At 72.0% G+C, this 24,448-nt stretch carries 21 protein-coding genes and 1 tRNA gene; 9 read left to right on the forward strand and 13 right to left on the reverse strand.

Annotated features, from left to right (window positions below; genetic code table 11):
• Positions 1-79 precede the first annotated feature (79 nt).
• Both ACZ432_RS09600 and ACZ432_RS09605 read left to right on the forward strand, forming a co-directional pair.
• Positions 80-1,555 carry an MATE family efflux transporter gene (locus tag ACZ432_RS09600; RefSeq protein WP_426962517.1) on the forward strand — a complete coding sequence of 492 codons (1,476 nt, stop codon included), beginning with the start codon at positions 80-82 and terminating at the stop codon, positions 1,553-1,555.
• A 24-nt stretch (positions 1,556-1,579) separates the two neighbouring features.
• A complete protein-coding gene (locus ACZ432_RS09605; protein ID WP_426962516.1) occupies positions 1,580-3,091 on the forward strand; it encodes a stage II sporulation protein M in 1,512 nt (503 codons plus the stop codon).
• Between the two features lie 28 nt (positions 3,092-3,119).
• Here the strand turns inward: ACZ432_RS09605 and ACZ432_RS09610 are convergent, their stop codons facing one another.
• Positions 3,120-3,860, reverse strand: coding sequence for a hypothetical protein (locus tag ACZ432_RS09610; RefSeq protein WP_426962515.1), 741 nt, complete (start codon positions 3,858-3,860; stop codon positions 3,120-3,122).
• Between the two features lie 79 nt (positions 3,861-3,939).
• Complete coding sequence (locus ACZ432_RS09615) at positions 3,940-4,542, reverse strand: conditioned medium-induced protein 4 (RefSeq protein ID WP_426962514.1); 603 nt, start codon at positions 4,540-4,542, stop codon at positions 3,940-3,942.
• 126 nt (positions 4,543-4,668) lie between these two features.
• Here ACZ432_RS09615 and ACZ432_RS09620 point away from each other — a divergent pair, with 126 nt between their 5' ends.
• Genes ACZ432_RS09620 through ACZ432_RS09635 form a run of 4 tightly spaced genes read left to right on the forward strand, consistent with a single transcriptional unit; the run spans position 4,669 to position 9,086 of the window.
• Complete coding sequence (locus ACZ432_RS09620; protein ID WP_426962513.1) at positions 4,669-5,262, forward strand: biotin transporter BioY; 594 nt, start codon at positions 4,669-4,671, stop codon at positions 5,260-5,262.
• Positions 5,263-5,282: 20 nt separating this feature from the next.
• Positions 5,283-6,014, forward strand: a complete 732-nt coding sequence (locus ACZ432_RS09625) for an energy-coupling factor ABC transporter ATP-binding protein (RefSeq protein WP_426962512.1) — start codon at positions 5,283-5,285, stop codon at positions 6,012-6,014.
• Entirely contained in the window at positions 6,011-6,733 is a 723-nt protein-coding gene (locus ACZ432_RS09630; RefSeq protein ID WP_426962783.1) for an energy-coupling factor transporter transmembrane component T family protein, read from the forward strand. The genes ACZ432_RS09625 and ACZ432_RS09630 overlap by 4 nt, the downstream gene beginning before the upstream one ends.
• A gap of 49 nt (positions 6,734-6,782) precedes the next feature.
• A complete protein-coding gene (locus ACZ432_RS09635) occupies positions 6,783-9,086 on the forward strand; it encodes a (Fe-S)-binding protein (RefSeq protein WP_426962511.1) in 2,304 nt (767 codons plus the stop codon).
• 722 nt (positions 9,087-9,808) lie between these two features.
• Here ACZ432_RS09635 and ACZ432_RS09640 read toward each other — a convergent pair.
• Positions 9,809-11,233, reverse strand: coding sequence for a dihydrolipoyl dehydrogenase family protein (locus ACZ432_RS09640; protein WP_426962510.1), 1,425 nt, complete (start codon positions 11,231-11,233; stop codon positions 9,809-9,811).
• Between the two features lie 734 nt (positions 11,234-11,967).
• Between ACZ432_RS09640 and ACZ432_RS09645 the strand changes: the two genes are divergently transcribed.
• The 3 genes from ACZ432_RS09645 (at position 11,968) to ACZ432_RS09655 (ending at position 16,131) form a co-directional block, all read left to right on the forward strand.
• On the forward strand, positions 11,968-14,067 hold the full coding sequence (locus ACZ432_RS09645; RefSeq protein WP_426962509.1) for a hydantoinase/oxoprolinase family protein: 2,100 nt from the start codon (positions 11,968-11,970) through the stop codon (positions 14,065-14,067).
• Positions 14,060-15,673 carry a hydantoinase B/oxoprolinase family protein gene (locus tag ACZ432_RS09650; protein WP_426962508.1) on the forward strand — a complete coding sequence of 538 codons (1,614 nt, stop codon included), beginning with the start codon at positions 14,060-14,062 and terminating at the stop codon, positions 15,671-15,673. The genes ACZ432_RS09645 and ACZ432_RS09650 overlap by 8 nt, the downstream gene beginning before the upstream one ends.
• Positions 15,674-15,771: 98 nt before the next feature.
• On the forward strand, positions 15,772-16,131 hold the full coding sequence (locus tag ACZ432_RS09655; RefSeq protein WP_426962507.1) for a winged helix-turn-helix transcriptional regulator: 360 nt from the start codon (positions 15,772-15,774) through the stop codon (positions 16,129-16,131).
• A gap of 52 nt (positions 16,132-16,183) precedes the next feature.
• Here the strand turns inward: ACZ432_RS09655 and ACZ432_RS09660 are convergent, their stop codons facing one another.
• From ACZ432_RS09660 to ACZ432_RS09705, 10 genes are all read right to left on the reverse strand, one after another.
• On the reverse strand, positions 16,184-16,408 hold the full coding sequence (locus ACZ432_RS09660; RefSeq protein ID WP_426962506.1) for a hypothetical protein: 225 nt from the start codon (positions 16,406-16,408) through the stop codon (positions 16,184-16,186).
• Complete coding sequence (locus ACZ432_RS09665) at positions 16,405-17,535, reverse strand: HEAT repeat domain-containing protein (RefSeq protein ID WP_426962505.1); 1,131 nt, start codon at positions 17,533-17,535, stop codon at positions 16,405-16,407. Before ACZ432_RS09665 ends, ACZ432_RS09660 begins: the two co-directional genes overlap by 4 nt.
• A 113-nt stretch (positions 17,536-17,648) precedes the next feature.
• A complete protein-coding gene (locus tag ACZ432_RS09670; protein WP_426962504.1) occupies positions 17,649-18,557 on the reverse strand; it encodes an AEC family transporter in 909 nt (302 codons plus the stop codon).
• An 89-nt stretch (positions 18,558-18,646) separates the two neighbouring features.
• The gene (locus tag ACZ432_RS09675) at positions 18,647-19,339 is read right to left on the reverse strand and encodes an alpha/beta hydrolase (RefSeq protein WP_426962503.1); all 693 of its coding nucleotides are present in this window, start codon (positions 19,337-19,339) and stop codon (positions 18,647-18,649) included.
• A complete protein-coding gene (locus ACZ432_RS09680) occupies positions 19,336-20,337 on the reverse strand; it encodes a VOC family protein (protein ID WP_426962502.1) in 1,002 nt (333 codons plus the stop codon). The genes ACZ432_RS09675 and ACZ432_RS09680 overlap by 4 nt, the downstream gene beginning before the upstream one ends.
• A 96-nt stretch (positions 20,338-20,433) precedes the next feature.
• A complete protein-coding gene (locus ACZ432_RS09685) occupies positions 20,434-21,783 on the reverse strand; it encodes an RNase J family beta-CASP ribonuclease (RefSeq protein WP_426962501.1) in 1,350 nt (449 codons plus the stop codon).
• A gap of 829 nt (positions 21,784-22,612) precedes the next feature.
• Positions 22,613-22,900 (reverse strand): translation initiation factor eIF-1A, encoded by a 288-nt coding sequence (gene eif1A, locus ACZ432_RS09690; RefSeq protein ID WP_426962500.1) that lies wholly within the window; start codon positions 22,898-22,900, stop codon positions 22,613-22,615.
• Positions 22,901-22,989: 89 nt separating this feature from the next.
• A tRNA-Met gene (locus ACZ432_RS09695) sits at positions 22,990-23,064 on the reverse strand.
• A gap of 102 nt (positions 23,065-23,166) precedes the next feature.
• Complete coding sequence (locus ACZ432_RS09700; protein WP_426962499.1) at positions 23,167-23,643, reverse strand: GtrA family protein; 477 nt, start codon at positions 23,641-23,643, stop codon at positions 23,167-23,169.
• Positions 23,640-24,437 carry a glycosyltransferase gene (locus ACZ432_RS09705; RefSeq protein ID WP_426962498.1) on the reverse strand — a complete coding sequence of 266 codons (798 nt, stop codon included), beginning with the start codon at positions 24,435-24,437 and terminating at the stop codon, positions 23,640-23,642. The genes ACZ432_RS09700 and ACZ432_RS09705 overlap by 4 nt, the downstream gene beginning before the upstream one ends.
• Positions 24,438-24,448 lie beyond the last annotated feature (11 nt).

The raw sequence follows: 24,448 nt of genomic DNA on the forward strand, positions 1-24,448 counted from the left end.
CGTGTCGCTGAATCGCGTCGAACCGGCTTCTGGCTCCGGGTCCGGTAGCGTCAAACCCTCCGCGGCCGAGCGTCCGGTCATGGACTTCCCGCGGGTGCGACGCGTCTGGCGGCGGGTGTTCGCGCTCGCGTGGCCCGTGATGGCCGAGCAGACGTTCCGCACCGCGATGCGGACGACGGACGTGATCATCACGGCGCTGATCTCGCCGGCCGCGGTCGTCGCCATCGGGCTCGCGGACCTGTACGCCCGCTTCCCGCTTCGGATCGGGCTCGGACTCGGCGGCGGCTCCATCGCGCTCTCCTCGCAGGACACCGGCGCGGGCGCGACGGAGAACCGCGACGAGGCGGTGACGCAGGCCATCCTGATCGGCGCGCTCGCCGGACTCCCCTTCGTCGCGTTCGGCCTGCTGTACGGCGAGGCGGCCATCGACGTGTTCGGGACCATCGTCGGCCGCGAGACGCCCCCCGAGGTGGTCCGACTCGGCTCGACGTACCTCGCGGTCGTCTTCGCGACCGCCCCTGCCAGACACGTCGCGCTCGTGGGTGCCCGCGCGCTCCAGGGGACCGGCGACACCCGCACGCCGATGTACGTCAACGTCGCGGCGAACTCCGTCAACATCGTCGGCTCCGCGGTGCTCGGCCTCGGGCTGTTCGGCGCGCCGAACCTCGGCGTGTTCGGCGTCGGCCTCGCCACCGCCGGCGCGAACGTGCTCACCGCGGGGCTGCTGGTCGCCGCCATCGCGGGCACGTGGACGCCCGCAAACTTCGCCCGGCCGCGGGACCCGACGCTCGCCAAACAGCTGGTCCGGGTGTCGGCACCGCGAACCATCGAGGGGTTCGGCTCCGAGATCGCGGAGTTCCCGTTCAACGCCCTCCTGCTCGGCTTCGGCGAAGCGGTCAACGCGGGCTTCCAACTCGGCCGGCGCGTCTACCAGCAGGTGACCGGGCCCTTCTCGCGCGGCTACAACGTCGCCGCCTCCGTCCTCGTCGGCCAGGCGCTCGGCGAGGGCGACCCCGAGGGCGCGCGGTTCAACGGCTGGGCGGTCGCCGGCCTCGGCGTCGCCACGGTCGGCGTCATCGGCGTCGGACTGGCGCTCGCCGCCGAGCCGGTCGTCACCCACCCGACCGTCGTCGAACTGTTCGGGGGCGACGACCCCGCGACGCTGGAGTACGCGGTGGACTTCGCGCGCGTCTACGGGCTCTCCGCGGCCGCGCTGGTCTGTTTCTCGGCGCTATCGGGGTCGCTGCAGGGGGCCAGCGAGACGCGGATCCCGCTTCTGGCACGCGTCACCGGGATGTTCGGCCTCTTTCTCGGCCTCTCGTGGCTGCTCGGCGAGACGCTCGGACTCGGTCCGTCGGGGACCTACGTCGGCGTCCTCCTGGCGTACGTCTGGATGGCCGCGGTCGTCGCCGCCGGCTTCGCGTACACCGACTGGGCTCCCCGAGCCGCGGACATGATGGCCGAACGCGGCACGGAAGCGGGGGCGGGCGGCGAGGACGGGGAGCCCTCCGAGACCGGAGACGGGACCTCCGACCGGACCGACGCCGACGTTTAAGTGTCGGTCCGACGATCGGTCGGCATGGACCTCTCGACCGCCGTCTCCACGACGGTCGCCGCCCTCCGACGCCGTCCCGCCGACCTCCTCCCCTTCTACGTGCTGGGGGCCGCGGTCCCCGCGATCGCTCGCGTCGTCTCGTTCACCGGCCTCGTGGCCGTCTACTTCTATCTGGAGTCGACCGGCCGTCTCGCGACGCTCCGCGACGGGCTGGCCGGTCTCGACGGGTCGATGCCGGACCCGGAGGCGGAGCCGACGGCGTTCGAGCAGTGGAGCGGGGAGGTGGGGGCCCTGCTGGCCGAGGTTCTCGACCCCGTCTCGCTGGCACTGCTCGGCAGCACCGTCCTCGCGACGGTCGCGGTGGCGGTCGTGTTGAACGCGGGCGCGACCGCGGGCCAGTACGCCGCCTGTGTCGGACACCTCGGCGATGAACGGGCCGGAACGGCGGGGATCGCCGGCATCCGCGGTCACTGGGTCGCCATGCTCGGACTGCTGCTGTTGGAGTTCTTCCTCGCCGTCGGCTCGCTCGCGGTCGTCGCGGGACTGGTCGCGGCCCTCGCGGTCGCCTCCCCGATCGCGGCGGCGCTCGTCGGCCTCGGCGCCGGCTTTCTGTGGCTGGGGTTCGCCCTCGCGGTTCGCGCGGTCTTCGCGTTCGCGCCGGTGCTACTGGTCGTCGACGACGCTGGCGTCGTCGGAAGCCTGCGCGCCGCTCTCGGATTCCTGCGCGCGAATCCCCTCGAGGCCGCCGGCTACTACGCGCTGGCGTTCGGGACGGTGCTGGCGGTCTCCTCGACCGCCGGCGCGTTGACCGCCACCGGCAGTCCCAGCGGCGTCGGCCTGATCACGCTTTTGGTTGTTCCGCCGATCCTCCACCTCGTGAAGGTCGGGCTCGTCGGCGGGTGGCGCGGGAGCGTGGACCCGATGAGCGCGCCCGACCGATCGCCGGTCGACCAGTTCCGAGCGGGCGTGCTCGACGGGCTCCGCGAACTGCGGGCGTTCGTCCGCGCGACGCCCGGCGCTCACCTCCTCGCGACCGGCGCGCTCGTCGGCGGCTTCGCGGCGGGATGGGCGTTCGCGGAGCCGCTCGTGGGGGTCGTGGACGCCTCCATCGCGGCGCGGTTGGAGGGGCACGTCCCGCCCGTCGCGGCGGTAGAGTTCTTCGCCAACAACTGGACGGTTGCGCTCGGCACCGGTTTCGCGGGCGTCGCGCTGGCGGTCCCGTCGCTCGTCTCGCTGGCGTTCAACGGCTTCCTGCTCGCGGTGCTCACGCGGTTGGAGACGGACCCGGTCGCGCTGGCGACGTTCGTGGCCCCGCACGGCGTTCTCGAGATCCCCGCCCTGGTCGTCTCCGGTGCGGTCGGCGTGTGGCTCGGGCGCGCGGGCTGGCGGACGTGGCGCGGCGGCGCGGCCCGGGCGGACCTGGCGGACGCCTTCGAGCGCGCGTTTCGGGTGCTCGTCGGCGTCGGTGTAGTGCTGCTCGTCGCGGGCCTGATCGAGGGGTTCGTCAGCCCCTACTACGGCGTCCTGCTCCCCTGACCTCGGGCGCTCCGCCGCTCCCCCGCGCTCACAGTCCCAGCAGCGACGCGAGCGACCGCGTCCGCGTGCCGCACTCCGCGCGGTAGTCGCAGGCGTCGCACTTCGGGTCCCCGCGAAGCCGGGGCGGTGGCCCGTCGATGCTCCGCGCCGCACGGAGTGCCCGCCGATAGGCGGCCTTCTTGCGCGTCGTGAGCCGGACCTCACGGACGACCGCGTGACCGGGGTACTCGACGAAGGCGCGGGGGACCTCGCGCTCACGCTCCCACGCGAGCGCCTTCGCGACCGCGACGGCCCGCACCGCCTGCGGCTCGTAGACCCCCGACTCGGGCGGATCGCCGGGCGAGACGACGGTCGGAACCGGCGGCTCGTCGCGCGACTCCCGGTCGGCCGACGGCTCGTCGGCCGGTCGGAGCACTTTGTGTGCGATCCCGTGGCAGTCCCTCCCCGACAGGAACGCCCGCTCGCGGGCCGGGTCGACGAGCCGGTCCCACGGGTCCCGGTCGGCGAGCGCGTCGAGATTCCGCCGGTAGGTCCCCGGGTCGACGGCGATCGGAAGGGTCCGCAGGCGGTCGTCCGCGGCGGTTCGGAGGTCGGGGTACCGGAAGGCGAGGGCCATCCGCTCGCGGGCCTCCGGCGGCGGGCGCCGGGGATCCTCGTCGGCGTCGCTCCGGTCGCCCCCGGCGCGTCCGGCGTCCGCGGCGTCCCGGCGGACGTAGTAGAGCTGTCTGGGACAGAATGCGGCCCGGCCGAGGTCTGTGAACGCGATCACGGGGGGGCTGCCGCGCTCTCGGTGAAAGGGATCGGGGTGCGTCGCGGTCACGGAAAATCGGGGGTGGACGCGACCGCCCTCACAGCGACACGTCGGTCTCGATGTCCTCGGTGGCTTCGCGGAGGCCGTCCTCGCGGGCGTCGCGGGCGTGCGCTTCGGAGAGGTCGTCGTCGGTCAGCAGTTCGCGGAACGCGTCGCGGAAGCGCTCGTTCGCGCGCGTGGCCGCCCGGTCGGCCGCGACCACGGCGGAGTAGCGCCGCACCGTCTCGCGGTCGGCGTCGAGCCTGTCTGCGCGCTCCTCGACCGGGACTCCCTCGGCGTCGAGTCGGCGGAGGGCATCCAGGTCGAGGGGGGCGTCGCGGTCGGCCTCGCTCACGAGGTGGAGGTCCATCCGCGCCTCGAACACGTCGTCGGCCGTCGCGTCGACCGCGGCCGCGATCTCGGCGTCGGACTCGCCGGCGAAGTGGCCGCGGGCGACGCGGCGGAGCGCGGCGTCGTCGAGGTCAGTGGCGAACGCGTCGCGGTCGCGCATCGCCGCCACCACCTCCGCGAGGCGTTCCTCGACGGAGGCCTCGTCGCGGTCGGCCAGCGACCCCGGCGACTCCTCCTGTCGCTCGGTCACCGTCTCCGACCCCGTCGCGTCGACGAAGATGTCGCGGAGCTCCTCCGTCTTCTCGTCCATGCGTACTTGTCGGCTTCCGGGCCACAAAAGGCTGCTGACCGGATTCTGGGCGAAGCGATAGCTCGCCGATCGCGTGCCGCTCTCGTAAACCAAAGTTCTCAAGTGAGTTTACGAGGAGCGGGGGACATGGAGACGCAGACCGAGTCCGTCGACCTCGTCGGCGACGAGGCGGCGGCTAACCTCGCCCGCGCGGCGCTGTTCGCGGCGCTCGTGGGCGCGTTCGCGTACGTATCGTTCCCGAACCCGGTCTCGCCCGCGCCGGTGACGCTGCAGGTGCTCGGCGTGTTCCTCGCCGGAATCATGCTCGGCCCCGTGTGGGGCGGGGTCGCGCTGGCGCTGTACCTGTTCGCGGGCGCGCTCGGCGCGCCGGTGTTCGCCAGCGGCGGTGCGGGATTCGGCGCGCTCGTGGGATCGACCGCGGGCTATCTCTGGTCGTACCCCCTCGCAGCCGCCCTGATCGGCGCGGTCGTCCACCGCGGGACGGAGCTTCGTGACCTCCGCGGCCCCGGCGCGGTCGGCTTGCCCACGCTCGTCGGCGCGATGGTCGCCGGGACGGTCCTGATCTACGCGATGGGCGTCCTCGGCCTCTACTACGTGATCCCCGAGTTCACGCTGGCGGAGGCGGTCCTGCAGGGCGCGGTCGTCTTCGTCCCCGCCGAGGGGATCAAGATCGCCGCCGCGGTCGGGATCGTGCGCTCGGACGCCGTCACGGCCGCCTAATCGTGATCGCGGCCGGAAGCGTGACCGTTCGACGCGGCGACACCGTGGCGGTCGACGACGTGAGCCTGACCGTCGACGACGGCGAGTTCCTCGTGCTCGCGGGCCCGAACGGGTCGGGGAAGACCTCGCTCGTCAGGACGTTCAACGGCCTGACGGAACCCGACTCCGGGGAGGTGCGGATCGACGGGACCCCGGTCGCGGAGGACCTCGTCGGCGCCCGGACCGCTGTGGGAATGGTGTTTCAGGACCCGCGTGACCAGATCGTCGCGGCGACCGTGGGGGCGGACGTCGCCTTCGGTCCCGAGAACCTCGGCTTGCCGCACGCGGAGGTCGACCGCCGGGCGCGCGAGGCGCTGTCGGCCGTCGGGCTGGCGGGCCGGGAGGACGAGCGCGTCGACGCGCTCTCCGGCGGCGAGCGCGAGCGACTGGCGATCGCCGGCGCGCTGGCGATGGAGCCGGAACACCTCGTCCTCGACGAGCCCTTCACGGGCCTCGACGACCCCTCGCGGCGCGCGGTGCTGGACCGGCTCCGCGACCTCCACGCCGCGGGAACCGGAATCGTCGTCGTCACTCACGACCTCCGCGACGTGCTGGCGCTGGCGGACCGCGCGGTCGTCCTCGCGGACGGGGAGATAGCGGTCGACGGGGACCCCGAGTCGGCGGTCGCTGCACTCGATGCGGACGAGACTCTCGGCGTTCGCGTGCCTGACGGTTGGCGCCCGGATGCCGACCCCTCGGGACTGGTCCCCTGATGTTCGCGTTCGTCCCGGGCGACTCGCTCGCGCACCGGCTCGACCCCCGGGGGAAACTGCTGGTGCAGGCCGCCTTCGCCGCGGCCGCGTACGCGCACACGACGCCGCGGGGGCTCGCGGTCCTGTCGGCGCTGGCGGTCGCCTGCGTGCGCGCCGCGGGCGGGAGCGTGCGCGAGGTCGCGTGGGGGTACCGGTGGGCCGCGCCGTTCCTGCTGACGGCGCCGCTGATCGCGGGCGCGACGCTCGGCGCGCCGTGGTTCGAACTCGACCGCGCGTTCCGGGCGGGGCTCGCGAGCTACCGCGTTCTGCTGATACTGCTGGTGGCGGGCGCGTACGTCCGGTCGACGCCCGTCCGGGACTCGCGCGCCGCGGTCCAGCGGACCGTGCCCGGGAAGACGGGCCAGTTCCTCGGGATCGGCGTCGGCCTCGTGTTCCGGTTCCTGCCCCTGCTCCAGCGGGACCTGGTCGCGGCCCGCGAGGGGATGCGGGCGCGCGGCGGCGGGGCGCTCCCGGTCCGCGACCGGATGCGCATCGTGGCGACCGCGGGCCTGCGGCGGGCGTTCGCGCGCGCGGACCGGCTCGCGCTCGCGCTCAACGCGCGGTGTCTGGCGTGGAACCCGACGCTGCCGCGACTGCGGTTCCGGCGGCGGGACCTCACCGCCGTCGCGCTGGCGGCGGCGCTGCTGGTCGCCGCCGTCGTCCCGTTTCTCCGCGCGTGACTGGCCGTTTGTGACAAGATTTAACCCGTCAGTAAGCAGGTGATCGAGTATGACAGTTCTGCAGGGAGCGACGCGGGAGACGTTCTGGACCGTCGGTCCGACGGGGAAGGCCGTCTTCTACTACCTCGCGGCGCTGGCGAGCCTGGTGTTTCTGTACGGCGTCTACGCGCGGTTCCGGCGCTACGCGGACGGCCGCGAGGACCCCGGACGCCTCGCTGACCTCCCGAACCGAGTGCTGACCGCGACGAAGGTCGTCGCCACGAACGAGAAGCAGTTCGACCGCGACGCCTACGCGGGCGTGATGCACACGTTCGTCCTCTGGGGCTTTCTGACCCTGCTGATGGCGACGACGATCCTCTTCGTCGACATGGACGTCTACGGGCCGCTGACGGGCGACTCCTTCTTCGTCGGCGCCTTCTACCTCGCCTACCAGTTCACGGTCGACGCGTTCGGCCTCCTGTTCGTCGTCGGCGTCGGCATGGCGCTGGCCCGGCGCTACCGCGAGCGCGACGGCCGGCTGTGGGGGAAACACACCTCGCTGGAGGACGACGCCTTCGTCTGGACGCTGTTCCTGCTGGGCGTCGGCGGCTTCCTCGCGGAGGCGGTCGGGATCCTGGGTCAACCGGCCCGCGCCACCGAGACGGTGAGCTTCGTCGGCCTCTCGATGGCGAACGCGCTCTCGGCGGCCGGACTGACCGCCGCGGGCGCCGAGGCGGTCTACCCCGCGGTCTGGTGGTCCCACGCGCTGCTCGCGCTCGGGTTCGTGGCGTGGGTCCCCTACGCGAAGCCGTTCCACATGATCTCCTCGTTCGCGAACGTGGTCGCGCGCGACGAGGACGCGGGCGCGCGGCTCCCGAACGTCCCCGCGGACTTAGACCACACCAACGCCGAGTCGCTCGAGGACTTCACCTGGAAGGAGCTACTCGATCAGGACGCCTGCACCAAGTGCGGCCGGTGCTCGTCGGTCTGTCCTGCCAAGGCGGCCGGGCGGAACCTCGACCCCCGCGACGTGATCCTGGACCTGAAGGCGTACCGCGAGTCCGTGGACGAGGACCCCGTCTCGGGCGCGGGCGGCGCGGTCGCGACCGACGGCGGCGCGGCGGCCGCGGCGGGCGGCGAGGGCGCCGCGACGGACGCGGACGCCGACTGGCCGGTCGCGGGCGGCGTCGCCGGCGACGAGTCGGTCCCCATCGTCGCCGAGGAGGGGGGCGTCATCGCCGCGGAGTCGATGGAGTCGTGTATGTCCTGTATGGCCTGCATGGACGCCTGCCCGGTCGAGATCGAACACCTCACCACGATCACGCGGCTCAACCGCCAGCTCGTCGACGAGGGCGCGGTCGACAGCAACCTGCAGGACGTGTTCCAGGACGTGATGCAGAAGGGCAACACCTTCGGCGAGGCGCCCGGCGCCCGCGGCGACTGGGCCGACGACCTCGAGTTCGACGTGACCGACGCCCGCGAGACGGAGGTGGAGTACCTCTGGTACGTCGGCGACTACCCGAGCTACGACGACCGGAACAAGAAGGTGGCCCGCGCGCTCGCGCGGCTGTTCGAGGCCGCGGACGTGGAGTACGGCATCCTCTACGACGACGAGAAGTACGACGGCAACGACGTGCGCCGGATCGGCGAGGAGTTCCTCTACCTCGAACTCGCCGGCCACCACGTCGAGACGTTCGAGGAGTGCGAGTTCGACGAGATCGTCTGCACGGACCCGCACTCGTACAACACGATCAAAAACGAGTACCCGGAGCTCGACTTCGCGGAGTTCGCGGACGACCCCATGATGCCCTTCGAGTACGAGGATGACTGGAACGCGGACGGCGCGATCGAAGTCTCCCACTGGACGCAGGTGGTCGAGGACCTCGTCGCGGAGAACCGGCTCGGCCTCTCGGGCGACGAGCTCGACTACACCGTCACCTACCACGACCCCTGTCACCTCGGGCGGTACAACGACGAGTACGAGGCGCCCCGCGAGCTGATCCGGGCGACGGGCGCGGACCTCTACGAGATGCCGCGCTCGCGCGCCGACTCCTTCTGCTGCGGCGGCGGCGGGGGCGGGCTCTGGACCGAGCACGACGAGGAGGTGAAGCCGAGCGAGGAGCGCCTCCGCGAGGCGGTCGAGGACACCGAGGCGGGCGCCGCCGTCGAGAAGTTCGTCGTCGCCTGCCCGATGTGCACGACGATGTTCGAGGACGGCCGCAAGACCGGCGACTTCGAGGACCAGATCGAGGTCGTCGACGTGGCCGAACTGCTGCTGGAGGCGCTGGAGACGAGCGGGGCGATCGCGGCCCCCGACGCGGCCGATGACGCGACCGACGCCGACGACGGTAGCGAGCCGACCGCCGCGGACTGACGACTCGGGCCTTTTTGAGACGTCTTCGGGTGGACCTTCCGGAGGATTAGCCGACCGCTTTTCTGCATGCTGTGTCGGTGCCGCGGTGCTGTTGTGGTGGCGGTGCTGTCGCGGTGCTGATGCGGTCGGCGCGCGCGAGGAACGTGCGCGAGGGAGGCGGCGGCGCGGCCGCCTGCTGTGCGTTGCGGTTTCGCGGCCGCGCCACCGCCGAGGCTGGGGAGGCGTGAGGCTGCGGTGCTTTGCGGTGCTGGGTGGGGCTGAAAGGGGCAGCTGACTCGATCCGGTCCCGGCGCCTCAAGCACCGCAGCGGGCGTTGCGGAGAGCGAGGAGCGCAGCGAGGGTCCCGCGAGGAACGAGCGGGACGACGGCAGTCGCAGCCCGGCAGCCCGCCACCGCAGGCAGCCCGGACCGTCTGCCGGAACCCGGCGGGTCGAGCCGACTGGGGCTTTCTGGGTGTTGCTGTCCGGAGCCGCAGGATCAGCAATTGAGACAGAAAAACCGCACACGTAGCTGAGAGTGTCGGCTGGGGCTTTCTGGGCGTTGCCGTCCCCAGCAGCAGGATCAACAGCAGTCACACAAACATCGCACAGAGAGTCGACTGGGGCTTTCTGGGTGTTGCCGTCCCCAACAGCAGGATCAGCAACTGAGACAGAAAAACCGCACACCGAACGGCCAACCCCTGGGAACCGATCTCGGTCTTGCGCCTCAACCCCGTATTCGCCCTATTCGTCCGCGACGCCGGCCGCGCACTCCCGGATCAGGCCGTCGAGGATCTCGGGGGTCGTCGGGTGATAGGCGCGGTCGGGGATCTCGCGCACGTCGAGCTCCATCTCGACGGCCATCTGGAGGGTCTTGGCCATCACGTCCGCGTGGTAATGGAGGCCCTGCCAGCCGAGGACGGTGCCGTCCTCGGCGTCGACGACCATGCGCGCGAGGCCGTGGGGCACGTCCTTCGACTTGAAGACGCCGTCGTCGGAGGCCTGCCGGGTCGCGGTGACGACGGAGTGGCCCGCCTCGACCGCGGAGCGGGGCGTGTGGCCGACGCGCGCGAAGGGGTAGACGCCGGTGCCCGAGAAGATGACGTGGTGGTGGACGTTCCCGTAGGGCTTGATGGGGTCGCCGCGGTCGTGGCTGAGGACGTTCTCGGCGGTGAGGTAGCCCTGCTCCTTGGCGACGTGGAGGATCGGCTCGCGGCCGTTTGCGTCGCCGACGACGAAGGTGCGCTCTGCGTTCGGCGGGCGCATCGTCGCGTCGATCCAGCCCTCCGCGGGCTCGAACGCGGTGTTCTCCAGGCCCAGCCGGTCGAGGTTCGGTTCGCGGCCGGTGAAGCAGAACAGCGCCTCGGCGTCGACCGGGTCCGGGTCGCCGCGCTCGGGGTCGCCGCTCACGTCGGTGAGGTGGAGGCGGACCCCCTCCTCGGTCGCCTCGACGCGCTCCTCGTAGGCCTCGGTGACCACGTCGACCCCGAACTCCTCGGCGTAGATGTCCAGCAGGGCGTCGCCGAACTCGGGGTCGGCCTCGTCGATGGGGCGCTCGTCGTGTTCGACCACGGTGAGGTCGACGCCGTTCTCCGCGAGGTACGGGACCAGCTCCAGCCCGACGTAGCCGAAGCCCATCACCACGCCGGAGTCGGGCAGGTCGGTCGCGTGGAGCACGTCCTTGCTCGTGTAGTAGTCGACCGCGTCCAGGCCGGGGACCTCCGGGACGTTCGGCACCGAGCCGGTCGCGATCACGACGTAGTCGGCCTCGATGACGCGGTCGTCCACCTCGACCGTGCGGTCGTCGACGAACGTCGCCGGCTCGTGGATGAACTCCACGTCGTCGTCCTCGGCCATCGAGTGGATCGAGTCGCGGCGGTGGCCGGCCCACCCCCGCGTGCGGTCGTTCTTCTCCTCGACCACTTGCTCCAGGTCGAGTTCGTGCGGCTCGCCCGTGAGCCGGCCGTCAGCGCGCCCCTGATAGCGGTGCGAGGCCGCCGAGAGGAGCTCTTTCGAGGGCATACACCCCTCGAGGATGCAGAGCCCGCCGCCCGGGTCGCCGTCGTCGATCAGCGTCAGCTGTTCGACGCGCTTCCCGACGTGCGGGTACAACCCCTCCGCGACCGCGGCGCCGGCGCTCCCGTACGCGCCGATGACCACTACGTGCATACCGTTGCTGGCCGCCCCGCGCTACTAAGGGTTGTCCACCTGGACGCCGTCCGTGCACAGGCGGCCGCGGCGGGCCGTGTCGCGAGTGCGGAGCGCCGCTGGCCGCTGGCCAATCGCCGCTGGCCGCCGGCCTCCCGGACCGCGCTGCTCAATCCCGAAACCCCACCGCACCCGACGGACACGTTTCTTGACGTGTCGCACCCGATACCGCCAACGGCCACGGTATCTTTCCTAATGATCGGCCATCCCTTGTGGATGTTTAAGGACAAGCTTCAAATACGAAACGTCCAATCATTCGGGTGCGCAAGGTCGAAGACGGAACGAGAACGGATCACGAGACAACAACCGATCGACAAAACGAGGTGATAACGCAACGACCGCACAACACGCGCGAGCCCGCGGACGCTGGTCCGCGGCGTTCGCTCCGACCCGCCTTTCCAGGCACATGACGCGAGCGGTCGCTCGGGCCGGGTCCGCGGGACCCATCGCGACCGCGACTTCGACGCGCTCGGACGGTGCTCGCCGCGGCGCGTCACCCTACCTGCAACTCCAGGCTGCTGCCATGCGGTGCCGGCCCCGGGAGGCCGGCGACGGTCGGCTCTTCTGTCCACTCGTGCGTTCCTCGACGCTGTTCGACGCCCCGCGACCTCGCGGTCGGTTCGACCGCGTGGGACAGGTTTTCCTCCCTCGACCGCGGAGCCACGAGCGATGAGTCAGGAACCGGAGGCGGCGCCGTGACCGACACTCGGGTCGGCGTCGACGTCGGCGGCACGTTCACCGACGTGGCGCTCGTCCACGACGGGCGACTCACGACCGCGAAGGTCCCCACCACGGACGACCAGAGCGTCGGCGTGATGGCCGGCATCGAGAAGGCCTGCGACGAGGCCGAGGTGCCCCCGGCCGCGATCGGGTCGTTCACCCACGCGATGACCGTCTCCGTCAACGCGCTGCTGGAGGAGGACGGCGCGACGACCGCGCTCGTCACGACGGCGGGCTTCCGCGACGTGCTGGAGATCGGTCGGCAGGACCGCCCCGCGCTGTACGACCTCGACGCCGAGAAGCCCGATCCCCTGGTCCCGCGGCGGCGACGCTTCGAACTCCCGGAACGCGCGACGACTGAGGGGGTCGAAATCCCGGCCGCTCCCGCGGACGCTCGGGCGGTCGCGGCCGCCATCGCGGACGCGGACGAGGACGTGGAGGCCGTCGCCGTCTCGCTGCTGCACGCGTACGCTCACCCCGACAACGAGGCGACGGTCGCGCGGGTGCTCCGCGAGGAACTGGACGTGCCGGTGTCGGTCTCCCACGAGGTGCTCGGGGAGTTCCGCGAGTACGAGCGCACCTCGACGACCGTCGTCGACGCGTACGTCGCGCCCGCCATCGACCGCTACGTGGGGAACCTCACGGAGCGCGCCGCGGCGGCGGGCGTCCCCGAACCGCGGATCATGCAGGCGAACGGCGGCATCGCGAGCGCGGACGCGGTCCGCGAGCGCGCGGTGACGACCGCGATGTCGGGCCCCGCGGCGGGCGTCGTCGGCGCGGGCGCGCTCGGGGTCCCGTTCGACGACCTCGTCACCTTCGACATGGGCGGCACCTCCAGCGACGTGAGCCTCGTCCGCGACGGCGAGGCGGAGCGCACCACGGAGGCGGAGATAAACGGCCGACCGGTCGGCGTGCCGATGGTCGACGTGGAGACGGTCGGCGCCGGCGGCGGCTCCGTCGCGTGGGTCGACGGCGGCGGGGCGCTCCGCGTCGGCCCCCGATCGGCCGGCGCGGACCCCGGTCCCGCCTGTTACGGGAAGGGCGGCACGGAGCCGACGGTCACCGACGCGAACGTCGTCCTCGGCTACATCGGCGCGGGGTCCGCGCTCGGCGGCGAACTGGCGCTCGACGTGACCGCCGCCCGCGACGCCTGCGCCCGGCTCGCGCGGGAGGCGGACCTGGACGGCCCGCTCGCGGCCGCCCGCGGGATCTATCGGGTCGCGAACGCGAACATGGCGCGCGCGATCAGGAGCGTCACCGTCGAACGGGGCCACGACCCCCGGGGCTTCGCGCTGGCGGCGTTCGGCGGCGCCGGTCCGATGCACGCCGCCGCGCTCGCCGCGGACCTCGGGATGACCGACGTGCTCGTCCCCTACGCGGGCGGCGTGCTCTCGGCGTCGGGGCTGCTCGCGGCCGGCGAGAAACACGACGCCGTGCGGACGCGCCGCGAGGCGCTGTCGTCCGTCGACCCCGACGCTGTCGCGGACGTGCTGGCGGATCTGGCGGCGGACGTGCGCGACCGCGCGGTCGGCGACCCGCCGGTCGAGTTCGCGGCCGACTGCCGGTACGCGGGCCAGAGCTTCGAGCTGACCGTCCCCGTCGAGGGGCCGGCGTTCGACCCGGCGACGACCGCGGAGCGGTTCGAGGCGTCCCACGAGGCGACGTACGGGTACCGGATGGACGACCCCGTGGAGCTGGTGAACCTCCGGGCCACCGCCGCGGGCGAGACGACGCCCGTCGACCCCGGCTACGTCGGCGGGGAGTCCGTCGCGGTCGCGCGGACCGGGACCAGAACCGCCCACTTCGCGGCGTCGGGAGGGGACGCGGCGTCGGTGGCCGAGGAAGACGATCCGGAACCCGAGGAGGGCCACGAAACGCCGGTCTACGACCGTGACGCGCTGCCGGTCGACGGCGCGGTCGAGGGGCCGGCCGTCCTGGAGCAGGCGGAGACGACGGTCGTCGTGCCGCCCGGCTGGACCGGGACGGTGCTCCCCGACGGGACGCTCCACATGGCGAGCGACGGCGACGGCTCCGGTGCCGAGACGGACGCCGCCGGAGGTGCCGGCGATGTCTGAACGGACCGCGCTCGACCCGGTCGAGCTGGAGATCCTCCGGAACCAGCTGGAGGGCGTCGCCGAGGAGATGGGCGGGACCCTGATCCGCGGCGCCTACTCCCCGAACATCAAGGAGCGGCGCGACTGCTCGACGGCGCTGTTCGACGCCGACGGCCGCATGGTCGCGCAGGCGGAGCACATCCCCGTCCACCTCGGGGCGATGCCGGCCGCGGTCGAGGCCGTCCTCGCGGAGGATCCCGGTCCCGAGGACGTGTACGTGCTCAACGACCCCTTCGCGGGGGGGACGCACCTCCCCGACGTGACGATGGTCTCGCCGGTGACCGTCGAGGGCGAAGTCCTCGGCTACGCCGTCTCGCGCGCCCACCACGCGGACGTGGGCGGGTCCACGCCCGGGAGCATGCCCGCCGGCGCGCGCGAGGTGTACGAGGAGGGGCTTCGGCTCCCGCCGGTACCGCTGGTCGTCGACGGCGAGATAAATCCGGACGTGATGGGCATCCTGCTGGCGAACGTCAGGAACGCCGACGAGCGCCGCGCGGACCTCCGGGCGCAGATCGCCGCCAACGACCGCGCGGACGAGCGCCTCGCGGACCTCGTGGCCGACCACGGCCGCGCGACCGTCGCGGCCGCCTTCGACGCCGTGATCGACTACTCCCGGGAACGCATGACCGACGCGATCGCCGCCCTCCCGGACGGGACGTATGAGGCCGCGGACGTGCTGGAGGGCGACGGCGTCACCGACGACGAGATCCCGGTTCGCGCCGCGGTGACCGTCGACGGCGACCGGATCGCGGTCGACTTCTCGGGCACCGCCGACCAGGTGCCCGGCAACGTGAACGCGCCGCTCGCGGTCGCGACGAGCGCGGTCTACTTCGTCGTGCGCTGCGTGACCGACCCGGAGATCCCGCCCAACGAGGGGTGTTACGACCCCGTCGAGGTGTCCGTCCCCGAGGAGAGCCTGCTGAACCCCGACCCGCCGGCCGCGGTCGTCGGCGGAAACGTGGAGACGAGCCAGCGCGTCACGGACGTGGTGCTGTCGGCGTTCGCCGAGGCCGCGCCCGACCGCGTCCCGGCGGCCGGACAGGGGACGATGAACAACCTCATCATCGGCGCACGGGGCGCGGACTCGTTCGGCTACTACGAGACCATCGGCGGCGGGTTCGGCGGCCGCCCCGCGGCGGACGGGATGGACGGCGTGCAGGTCGGCATGACCAACACGCTCAACACGCCGGTCGAGGCCCTGGAGGCGGAGTACCCGCTCCGCGTCGAGCGCTACGCGCTCCGGTCCGACTCCGGCGGCGACGGCGCGCACCGCGGCGGCCTCGGCATCGAGCGCGCGGTCCGCGTCGAGGTCCCCGCGTCCGTCTCCCTCCTGACCGAGCGCCGGCGCGTCGGTCCGCCCGGACTCGCGGGCGGCGCGGACGGCGCCGTCGGCGAGAACCTGATCGACGGCGAGCCGGTCCCCGCCAAGACGACGCGCGACGTGCCCGCCGGCGCGGTCGTCACCGTCCGCACGCCGGGCGGCGGCGGCCACGGCGACCCGACCGACCGCGACCCGGCGGCCCGCGAGCGCGACCGTGCGGACGGGAAGGTGACTGACGAGGAGTGATCCGGATCTCCCCATCGATCCCCGCGCACCGTTGCGGTTACCGCCTGTAACCCGGTTGTGCGAAGTAACTATAAATCGGTGGCACGCGAAGGGCCGGTATGGCCGACACGGACGCCGAGATGGCGGTCTGGTGTGCGGGCGAGGACTGGTGCCCGATCACCACGACCGCCACCCTCATCGGCAAGAAGTGGCATCCGGTCGTCATTCATCGCCTGCTGGAGAACGGCCCGCTCGGGTTCAACGCGCTCAAGGAGGAGGTCGACGGCATCTCCGGAAAGGTCCAGTCGGACGTGCTCGACGACCTGGAGGAGAACGGCTTCGTGGACCGCGCCGTCGTGAGCGAGAAGCCGTTCCGGGTCGAGTACTCGCTGACGGAGCGCGGCCGCTCGCTGGAGCCGGTGATCGTGGCGATGCGCGACTGGGGACTCGAACACCTGACCGAGCCGCAGGAGGACTGAGGAGGCGTTGCCGCGTCGGCGACGGGATAGGCGGACGACGCCGGACCCGCCGTCAGGACCGCAGTCTGACCGCGCCGGCGACGAGCAGGAGCGCGAGCGCCGTCACGACCCCGGTGACGAGCGCGCCGCGGACGCCGGTCGCGCCGGTCGAGAAGGCGCTGACCGAGGCGGTTCCGCCGCCGACGGCCGCCCCGCCGACGATCCCGCCGAGCCCCAGACAGCAGAGGCTCACCAGGCCGACGAACGTGAGCGACCCCAGCAGGCCGTCGTCGCTCATCGCGGCTCGGTCTCCTCGCCGGGGGGCTTCCGGCGTTCCTCGTGCTCGAACGAGAACTCCTCGTCCCGGACCATCTCCAGCGTCTCCGCGACGGAGGGGCGGTCGCCCCAGAAGGTGCCGTAGTACGCGAAGCGGACGGTCCCGCTCGGGTCGACCACGACGGTCGCGGGACGGTTGATGTACTCCGCGTGGACCGCGAAGGCCATCGGGTCGACGCCGTACCGCGCCCCCACCGCGCCCGCCCGGTCGAGCAGGTGCGGCCACCACACCTCGTCGGCGTACGCCTCGACGAACGGCTCGTCGGCGAACCAGTACTCGGGCTCCAGTTCGCGGCCGACCATCACGCTGCCGCGGTAGCGCTCGTGGCACTCGACGGTCGCGACGGAGACGTCCGCGTCCGCGAACGCCTCGCGCAACTCGATCAGCTCGTCGAACTCGCGGTGACAGACCGGACACCAGTCCGCGAACACCCAGATCAGGACGGTCCAGCCGTCGCCGACGTGCTCCGAGAGCCGCCACTCCTCGCCGCCGACGGTCGGAAGCGAGAACTCGGGCGCCTCGTCACCCGCCGAGAGCCGGCCGAAGGCGTCGGGGTCCAGCGCGCGGAAGGCCTCGGCCAACTCGTCCTCGGCGACCGCGCCCTTCGCGATCCGGTCGACGGCGAGTTCGGCCTGGTGGCGCACGTCCCTCGAGTCGTCGTTCTTCCCCCGGTCTCGGAGCAGGCCGAGGGACTCCTCCGCGCCGATCCGGCCGAGCGCGACGACCGCCGCGGAGCGCGCCAGCGGGTCGGGGTCCTCACGGACCACTTCTTCGAGCGCCGGTACCGCCTCCGCCGCGCGCAGGACGCCGAGCGCCGTCGCGGCGACGGTGCGCACCTGCACGTCGTCGGCCTTGAGTCCCGCGGCGATCGCCCCCGCCGCGTCGGTGCCGGCGCGGACGAGGTCGCGGACCGCCAGCAGCCTGACGCGCCAGTCCCCGTCGTCGAGGGCCGCGATGCCGTGCTCCCCGAGGTCGCGGTCGACCGTGAAACTGTCCTCGTCGACGGGGTGGAACGCGTGCTCGCGGACGCGCTCGAACGCGGCCGGGACCTCGTTCGTCGGCCCAGTCCCGTGGTCGGCGGTGGTCATGTTCGACCGATCGAACCCCGCGAGTGTAAGTGGCGAGGTGACCGGGACGTTACCCTGCGCGTCGGAGACGGTGCTCGGTTCGTCGAGCGACTCGGCGACTGCGGGGGTGGCAGTCACCCCACGAGTTCGATCAGGACGAACAGCGACGCGACCGACGCGAGGGTGGTGACGAACACGTTGAGCGAGGCGAACTCCGCGTCGCCGCCGAGTTCGGTCGCGAAGACGTACGTCGACACCGCGGTCGGCATCCCGAGCATGAGCACCGCGGCGGTGAAGGTGGCCGCGTCGACGCCGAACCCCGCGAAGACGGCCACCGCGATGGCGGGCATCACCAGGGTCTTGATGGCCACGACCGACCCGGTCGCGCCGAGGTCGATCTCGGGGGCGTCCACGTCGAGCGAGGCGCCGACGCACAACAGCGCCAGCGGCAGCGCCAGCGACCCGAGCCAGTCGAGGCCGGTCGCGGCGGCGGCCGGGACCGCGAGGTCCGCCGTGCCGACCGCGATCCCGGCCACGAGCGCGATCAGGACCGGGTTGCGCGCGAGGCCGGCGAGTTCGCCGAGAACGTTCGCGTCGGACCCGTTGACCACCGACAGCAGCGTGACCGTCAACGGCACCTGGACGAGCGCGCCGATCCCGAGGATCACGCTCGCGACCGCGGTCACCTCCGCGTCGAACGTCGCGGCGATCAGCGGCACCCCGAGGTAGCCGAGGTTCGAGTGGTACGACTGCACGACCGCGACGCTCCGACGCGCCGGCGACGCGCGGTGCCGGTTCACCGCCCACGCGACCGCTGCCGTCCCCAGCAGCACGAGGACGACGCCGGCGAGCAGGGCGGGCGTCACCACCGCCAGCACCGACTGGTCGTAGGTCGCGACGAAGATCAGCGCCGGCAGCGCGACGTAGTAGGCGACCGCGTTCAGGCGCGCGGTCCGCGTCGCGTCGAGGACGCCGCCGACCCGGAGCCCGGTGCCGACGAGCAGCAGGACCAGCAGGGCCAGCAGCCGGGCGAGAACCTCCATATCCGTCCGAGACGATCCGCCCCTTTGACTCGCACGGATCGGGCGACGGGTTTTCGGCGCCGGTGTGAACGCCGGCCCCTTCGGGATCGTCAGTCCGCGTCGAGGAGCGCCGACAGCCGCGCCGAGAGCGCGTCGAACGACGCCTCCGTGACCGCGTGACCCTCCCCCGCCGCCACGTCGACGGTAACGGCCGCGCCCGCCGCCTCGAACGTCGCCGCCGTCTCGCGCACGCGGTCGACGGGGACGTGCGGGTCGTCGTCGCTACACCCCAGGAAGGTCGGCGTACCGGAGAGCGACCCGTCGACGCGGCGTTCCTCCGCGCTGCTCCCCGGAAGCGCGCCGGCGAGGACGAAGACGCCGCCGTACTCCCGGGGGTCCCGCGCCGCGAACTCCGCGGCCACGCAGGCGCCCTGCGAGAAGCCGACGACGACGGTGCGCTCCGGAGGGACCCCGGCGACCGCCGCCGTCTCGACCGCGTCCCGGACGCGACCGACTGCGCTCGTGAGGTGCGGTTCGTTCGCCGCCCGCGGCGCGTCGAACGCCGCCGGGTACCACCGGCTTCGCTCCGCCGCCGGCGCGAGGAACGCCACCCCGTGGCGGTAGGCGGGGTCGAACAGGTTGATGATCCCCTGTGCGGTCGCGCCGCGTCCGTGGAGCAGGACGACCGCGACCTCGGCGGCGGCGGCGGGCGCGCCGGCGGTCAACAGGGGCTCCTCGCCGTGCGGATCGGTCTCTCCGAGAACCCGTTCTCCATCGTCCGGAGCGGAGCCGTTTCCCGTCACGGTCGGTGGACTTCCGCGGGAAGGTCGATGGGCGGCAACTGGTCCTCGATCAGGTCGCGGTCCTCGGCGAACCGCGGGGGCAGGTAGAGCCCCTCGTCCCCGCGCGGGCCGCGTGCGACGCCCTCGCCGGGGGTCGGGTCCGTGGCGATCTCGATCAGGATCCCGCCGGGTTCGCGGACGTACAGCGAGTGGAAGAAGTGTCTGTCCTTGACGCGCGAGACGTCGTACTCGCGCTCGCGAAACAGGTCGTGCCACGCGTACAGTTCCTCGACGTCGGGCGCTCGCACCGCGAGGTGGTGGTAGGTTCCCGGCCCCTCGCGACCGAAGTCGGCGCTTCTGTCGAGCACGTCGACGATCCGGGCGGGGGCGGTCGTCTCGCCGTTCGCGCCGTCGGTGCCGACCGCTCGACGCGCCTCCCCCGTCGCTCGGTACCGCACGCGGTCGCCCTCCTGCCCGACGCGCTCGAAGCCGAGCGTCTCCAGCGCGCCCGCGGTGGCGTAGGGATTCACCGACAGTAGGGAGACGCCCGAGATCCCGCGGATCCCGTGCGCTTCCGGCACCGGCCCCTCGGTCTCGGGCGGCACCGAACTCCCCGTCGTGACCAGTTCGAGGCGGGTGCCGTCCGGGTCCGCGAACCGGAGCGCGCGTTCGTCGAAGCGGTCGGTCGGCCCCTCGACCGCGACCCCGCGGTCGCGGAGGCGGTCCGCCCAGTAGTCGAGCGAGCCCTCGGGGACCGCGAGCGCGGTCGCCGCCGGTTGCGGCTTCCCGACGCGGCCGGGGTCCGCGGCCTCACCGTACGGGAAGAACGTGAGAACGCTCCCCGGGCGACCGTCCGGCGCGCCGTAGTAGAGGTGGTACGCCAGCATGTCCTCGAAGTTGACCGTGCGCGTCAGAAAGCGGAGTCCCAGCGTCCCCGCGTAGAAGGCGGCGTTGTCGGCGGCCGCGCCCGCGATCCCGGTGACGTGGTGGATCCCGGGCGTGTCCGTGAGGTCCGGCATTCGCTGGTCGTTGGTGCGGCGGCGAGAAAACGGTTGCCGAACCGGGACCGGTCGTCGAGCGGTCGAACGGTCTCGGCTCGCCGGGCGTGACCGGCGTTACTCCGTGATCTGGACGATGTTGCCGTTCGCGGAGACGTGGAGGTCACGCCCCTGCTTGTACCCCTGGCTCTTGGCGAGGTCGACGTAGCCCGAGAGGCCCTTGAGGTTCTGGTGGGCGGGGATGATCTGTTCCGGCTGGAGCGTCTGGAGCATCTCGTAGTGACCCTCCTGGCTCAGGTGACCGGAGACGTGGATGTCGTCGTAGATGCGGGCGCCCTGCATCCGGAGGAGCGACTCCGCCTGGTAGCGCTGCCCCTCGTTGGTCGGCTCCGGAATGATGCCCGCCGAGAAGACGACCTTGTCGCCGTCCTCCAGTTCGTAGGGGGTCTCGCCGCGGCCCATCCGGGTGAGCATCGCGCGCGGCTCGCCCTGGTGACCGGTGACGATCGGGAGGTAGTTCTCCTTACCCTCGTTCATGATCCGCTTGAACGCGCGGTCGACGGACTTGCGGTGGCCGTACATCCCCAGGTCGTCGGGGAAGGGGACGCCGAGCCGCTCCGCCGTCCCGGAGTACTTCTCCATCGAGCGGCCCAGAAGCACGGGTTCGCGACCGATCTCCTGTGCGAACTCGATGAGCGACGTGACCCGCGCGACGTGGGACGCGAACGTCGTGGCGACGATGCCGCCGTCGTAGTCCTGCATGCTCATCAGCGCGTCGCGGAGCTCCGAGCGCGCGACCTTCTCGCTGGGGGTGCGGCCCTTGCGGTTCGCGTTCGTGCAGTCCTCGATGTAACAGAGGACGCCGTCGCCCTCGCTGCCGATCTCCGCGAACCGGTCCATGTCGATGGGGTCGCCGAGCGTCGGCGTGTGGTCCAGGCGCTTGTCGAGCCCGTAGACGACCGCGCCCTCCGGCGTGTGGAGGACGGGGTTGATCGCCTCGATGGTGGAGTGGGTGACGTTGACGAACTCCATCTCCAGGTTCCCGGAGTCGCCGATGGGCATCGTGCCGCCGGCGCGCATCTTCACCAGGTCGTTGTCCAGCGTGAACTTGCGCTCCCACTCCAGCGAGTCCTTGATCAGTTCGATGGTGAACGGCGTGGCGACGACGGGCGCGTCGTAGCGGTGCGCGAGCTTCGGGATGGCGCCGATGTGGTCGAGGTGGCCGTGCGTGGGGACGATGGCCTGGACCTCGCCGCCGAGCTCCTGCATGAGCCGGTCGTCCGGGATGGCGCCCATGTCGATCAGGTCGAGGCTGTGCATGTTCTCCGTCTCCACGTCGTCGTGGATCAGGACCTTGCTCAGGTTCAGCCCCATGTCGAAGACGACCACGTCGTCGTCCGCGCGCACTGCCGTCATCTGCCGTCCGACTTCCTCGTAACCGCCGATTGTCGCGATCTCGATTTCCATAGTGTCCTCCGATCAGGGGCCGTCCCGGAGTCCCTCTGGAACGGTCGGCCGGTCCGCGCAACGGTCGCGTCCGCGGAGGGCCGCCCCGTCCGTCGTGGAGGTCCGCTCGGGGACGGCACCCTTTCGGTTACGTGAGGATCCGTATGCGACACATAAATAGGCGTGGATCATGGGCTCTCGCCGCTCCGACTCCCGTAGGCCCGATTTACGCGCCCGGCGATTTTCCGATCATCTGCGATACTGAGTGTTACAGGCCGAACTAGAACTCCCACATTTCTGAAACTCGCGGCGGTGCGGTGCTGTGCGGTCGGCGCGCGCCGCGGCGACCGCGGAGCGTGTCGCCGCGACCGCGCGAGGGAGGCGGTGGCGCGGCCGCATTACGGTGTGGTTCGCGGCCGCGCCGCCGCCGAGGCTGGGGAGGTGCGAGGCCTGCGGGGCGGTTGCGGGGCGGTGCGGTGGGTGGGGCTGAAAGGGGCAGCCGGCTCGATCCGGCCCCGAGGCCTCAAGCACCGCAGCGGGCTGTGTCTCCAGCGCGCCACTGCACGCTGGAGGCTAGCGAGACGCGGTTTGTCTCGCCAAGCTGAGAGCGAGGAGCGCAGGGCGTCTCGCGGCCGGTCGAGCCGGCTGGGGCTTTCTAGACGTTGCTGTCTAGAGCAGCAGGACCTGCAACAGACACAGAAACACCATCTTCTGACAGAAAAATAGAACAACGCACGTAGTAGACCCAGTATCGCTCTCGTTCAACCCATCTCACGATTCGAAACGCTATCGCTGGAGCTCCAGAAGATCGGAAACGCGAGAAGCGTGGGTTGCGGTCGGTCGATTCCGGCTATTCGATGTGGCCCTCGCGGCGGAGCTGGTCCGCCGCGGAGCTGTCGTAGCGCCACTCGATGTCGGCCTTCTCGTCCTGCCAGGACCACGGCTCGGCCAGGACCACGTCGCCCTCGTTGATCCAGTTCCGGTACTTCATGCGGCCGGGGATCCGCCCCATTCGCTCCTTGCCGTCGGCACAGCGCAGGCGCACGCGGCTGTGACCGAGCATGTTGGTCACGACCGCGAACACCTGGTCGTCGTTGGGCATGCGGAGGTCCCGCCGCCCGCTTGACTCGTCGCTCATGGCAAAACGAAGGGCGCCCATACTGATAAGGAATGGTATTCGCCGGCGGACGGCCCGCCGACTGTGGGTCGTAGCGTCGTCAGGAGAAGTAGCGGGAGGTAGATTTGAACTACCGATCTCCGGGTTATGAGCCCGGCGGAATCTCCTGGCTATCCCATCCCGCTATCATGGCAAACACGGGTTTCACGGTTAAGGGTTCCGATCCCCCTGCCGTATGCCAGTTTCTGCCGGGGATCGAGGGCCGCGATCGGCGCCGCCGTCTCACCTCAGCGGTCCGCGGTCACGCGCCACGTGAGCAGGCTCTCCGCGACGTAGTTGACGAGCATGCCGACGCCGACGCCTCCCGCCCGCGAGGCGACGAACCAGAGGTCGATCCCGGAGACGCTCACCGGCAGGGCGATCCCCCGATACAGCGCCGTGAACACGAGCAGTTGGACCGCGATCCCGCCCGCGCGGACGAGGTTCGACTTCGCCAGCCGGCGCAGTGTCGGCCCGACTCCGGCGAGCCCCTCCTCCGCGAACGTCACGCGGTCGTTGAGCAGGAACATCACGACGACCGCGACCTCGATCCCGACGAACGCGGCCAGTTCCGGGAAGACGCCGAGCGCCTCCAGCGCGGTCGAGGTGACGATGTCGAAGCCGAAGCCGACCACGCCGACGGAGACGAACTGGCCGAACCGCGTCCCCGACGCCAGCGTCGCGACGGTCCCGTCGGCCTCCGCGTCCTCCGACCCGCCGCTCATCGGGGGTCACCGCCGGTCCCGTCGCCGTCGGTGGACCTCTCGCTCGCGACGAGCGCCGCGCCGTCGCCGCGGTCGAGCAGGCGGTGGAGCCGGTCCTCGCGGATGAGTCGGGCGCGGTGTCTGGCGACGAACAGCCCGCGCGCCATGTCCAGCGTGTCGCGGACGGGGGAGACCGTCGACCCGGGCTTGTCCTCCCACGCCACGGGCACCTCCGCGATGCGGTAGTCGAGCGCGGCCGCGACCGCGAGGAACTCGATGTCCCACGCGAACCCCGGCTCGTAGAGGTGGTCGCGGACGCCGGCCCACGCGTCGGCCGTGATCGCCTTCGCGCCACACTGGTAGTCGTACAGCGTCGCGTCGAGCAGGCGCCGGGCCAGCCACGCGAAGCCGTCGCCGAGCAGCCGGCGGAACACCGTCTGGTGGTCCGAGACCGTCGCGTCGGGGTGCCGCCGCGAGCCCGCCGCCACGTCCGCGCTCCCGGACAGCACCGGGGCGACGACCTCGGCGACCGCGTCCGCGGGCGTGGCGCCGTCGGCGTCCACGAAGACGTACGCGTCCGTCGCGAGCGCCTCGAAGCCGGCCGTCACCGCCGCGCCCTTCCCGCGACGGCGGTCGACCGCGTGGACCGTCGCCGGTAGGGCCGCGAGCGCGTCGACGACCCCCGGCTCCGGGTCGTCGAGTTCGATCCGGATCGTCTCGGGGGCCAGCCGCTCGTCGAGCGCCCGGACGTACCGCCCGAGGCGCTCGGCGTCCGGCCGGAACGCGGGGACCACGATCCCGAGACTGGACGACATGCGTGGGCGTA

It is taken from the genome of Haloparvum alkalitolerans (assembly GCF_055381565.1).

Excerpts from the sequence above, each read along its gene's own strand:
- ACZ432_RS09600 (WP_426962517.1), top strand. The coding sequence starts at position 80 with ATGGACTTCCCGCGGGTGCGACGCGTCTGGCGGCGGGTGTTCGCGCTC.
- ACZ432_RS09605 (WP_426962516.1), top strand. The coding sequence starts at position 1,580 with ATGGACCTCTCGACCGCCGTCTCCACGACGGTCGCCGCCCTCCGACGC.
- ACZ432_RS09615 (WP_426962514.1), bottom strand. The coding sequence starts at position 4,542 with ATGGACGAGAAGACGGAGGAGCTCCGCGACATCTTCGTCGACGCGACG.
- ACZ432_RS09620 (WP_426962513.1), top strand. The coding sequence starts at position 4,669 with ATGGAGACGCAGACCGAGTCCGTCGACCTCGTCGGCGACGAGGCGGCG.
- ACZ432_RS09635 (WP_426962511.1), top strand. The coding sequence starts at position 6,783 with ATGACAGTTCTGCAGGGAGCGACGCGGGAGACGTTCTGGACCGTCGGT.
- ACZ432_RS09640 (WP_426962510.1), bottom strand. The coding sequence starts at position 11,233 with ATGCACGTAGTGGTCATCGGCGCGTACGGGAGCGCCGGCGCCGCGGTC.
- ACZ432_RS09650 (WP_426962508.1), top strand. The coding sequence starts at position 14,060 with ATGTCTGAACGGACCGCGCTCGACCCGGTCGAGCTGGAGATCCTCCGG.
- ACZ432_RS09655 (WP_426962507.1), top strand. The coding sequence starts at position 15,772 with ATGGCCGACACGGACGCCGAGATGGCGGTCTGGTGTGCGGGCGAGGAC.
- ACZ432_RS09660 (WP_426962506.1), bottom strand. The coding sequence starts at position 16,408 with ATGAGCGACGACGGCCTGCTGGGGTCGCTCACGTTCGTCGGCCTGGTG.
- ACZ432_RS09665 (WP_426962505.1), bottom strand. The coding sequence starts at position 17,535 with ATGACCACCGCCGACCACGGGACTGGGCCGACGAACGAGGTCCCGGCC.
- ACZ432_RS09670 (WP_426962504.1), bottom strand. The coding sequence starts at position 18,557 with ATGGAGGTTCTCGCCCGGCTGCTGGCCCTGCTGGTCCTGCTGCTCGTC.
- ACZ432_RS09680 (WP_426962502.1), bottom strand. The coding sequence starts at position 20,337 with ATGCCGGACCTCACGGACACGCCCGGGATCCACCACGTCACCGGGATC.
- ACZ432_RS09685 (WP_426962501.1), bottom strand. The coding sequence starts at position 21,783 with ATGGAAATCGAGATCGCGACAATCGGCGGTTACGAGGAAGTCGGACGG.
- eif1A (WP_426962500.1), bottom strand. The coding sequence starts at position 22,900 with ATGAGCGACGAGTCAAGCGGGCGGCGGGACCTCCGCATGCCCAACGAC.
- ACZ432_RS09700 (WP_426962499.1), bottom strand. The coding sequence starts at position 23,643 with ATGAGCGGCGGGTCGGAGGACGCGGAGGCCGACGGGACCGTCGCGACG.
- ACZ432_RS09705 (WP_426962498.1), bottom strand. The coding sequence starts at position 24,437 with ATGTCGTCCAGTCTCGGGATCGTGGTCCCCGCGTTCCGGCCGGACGCC.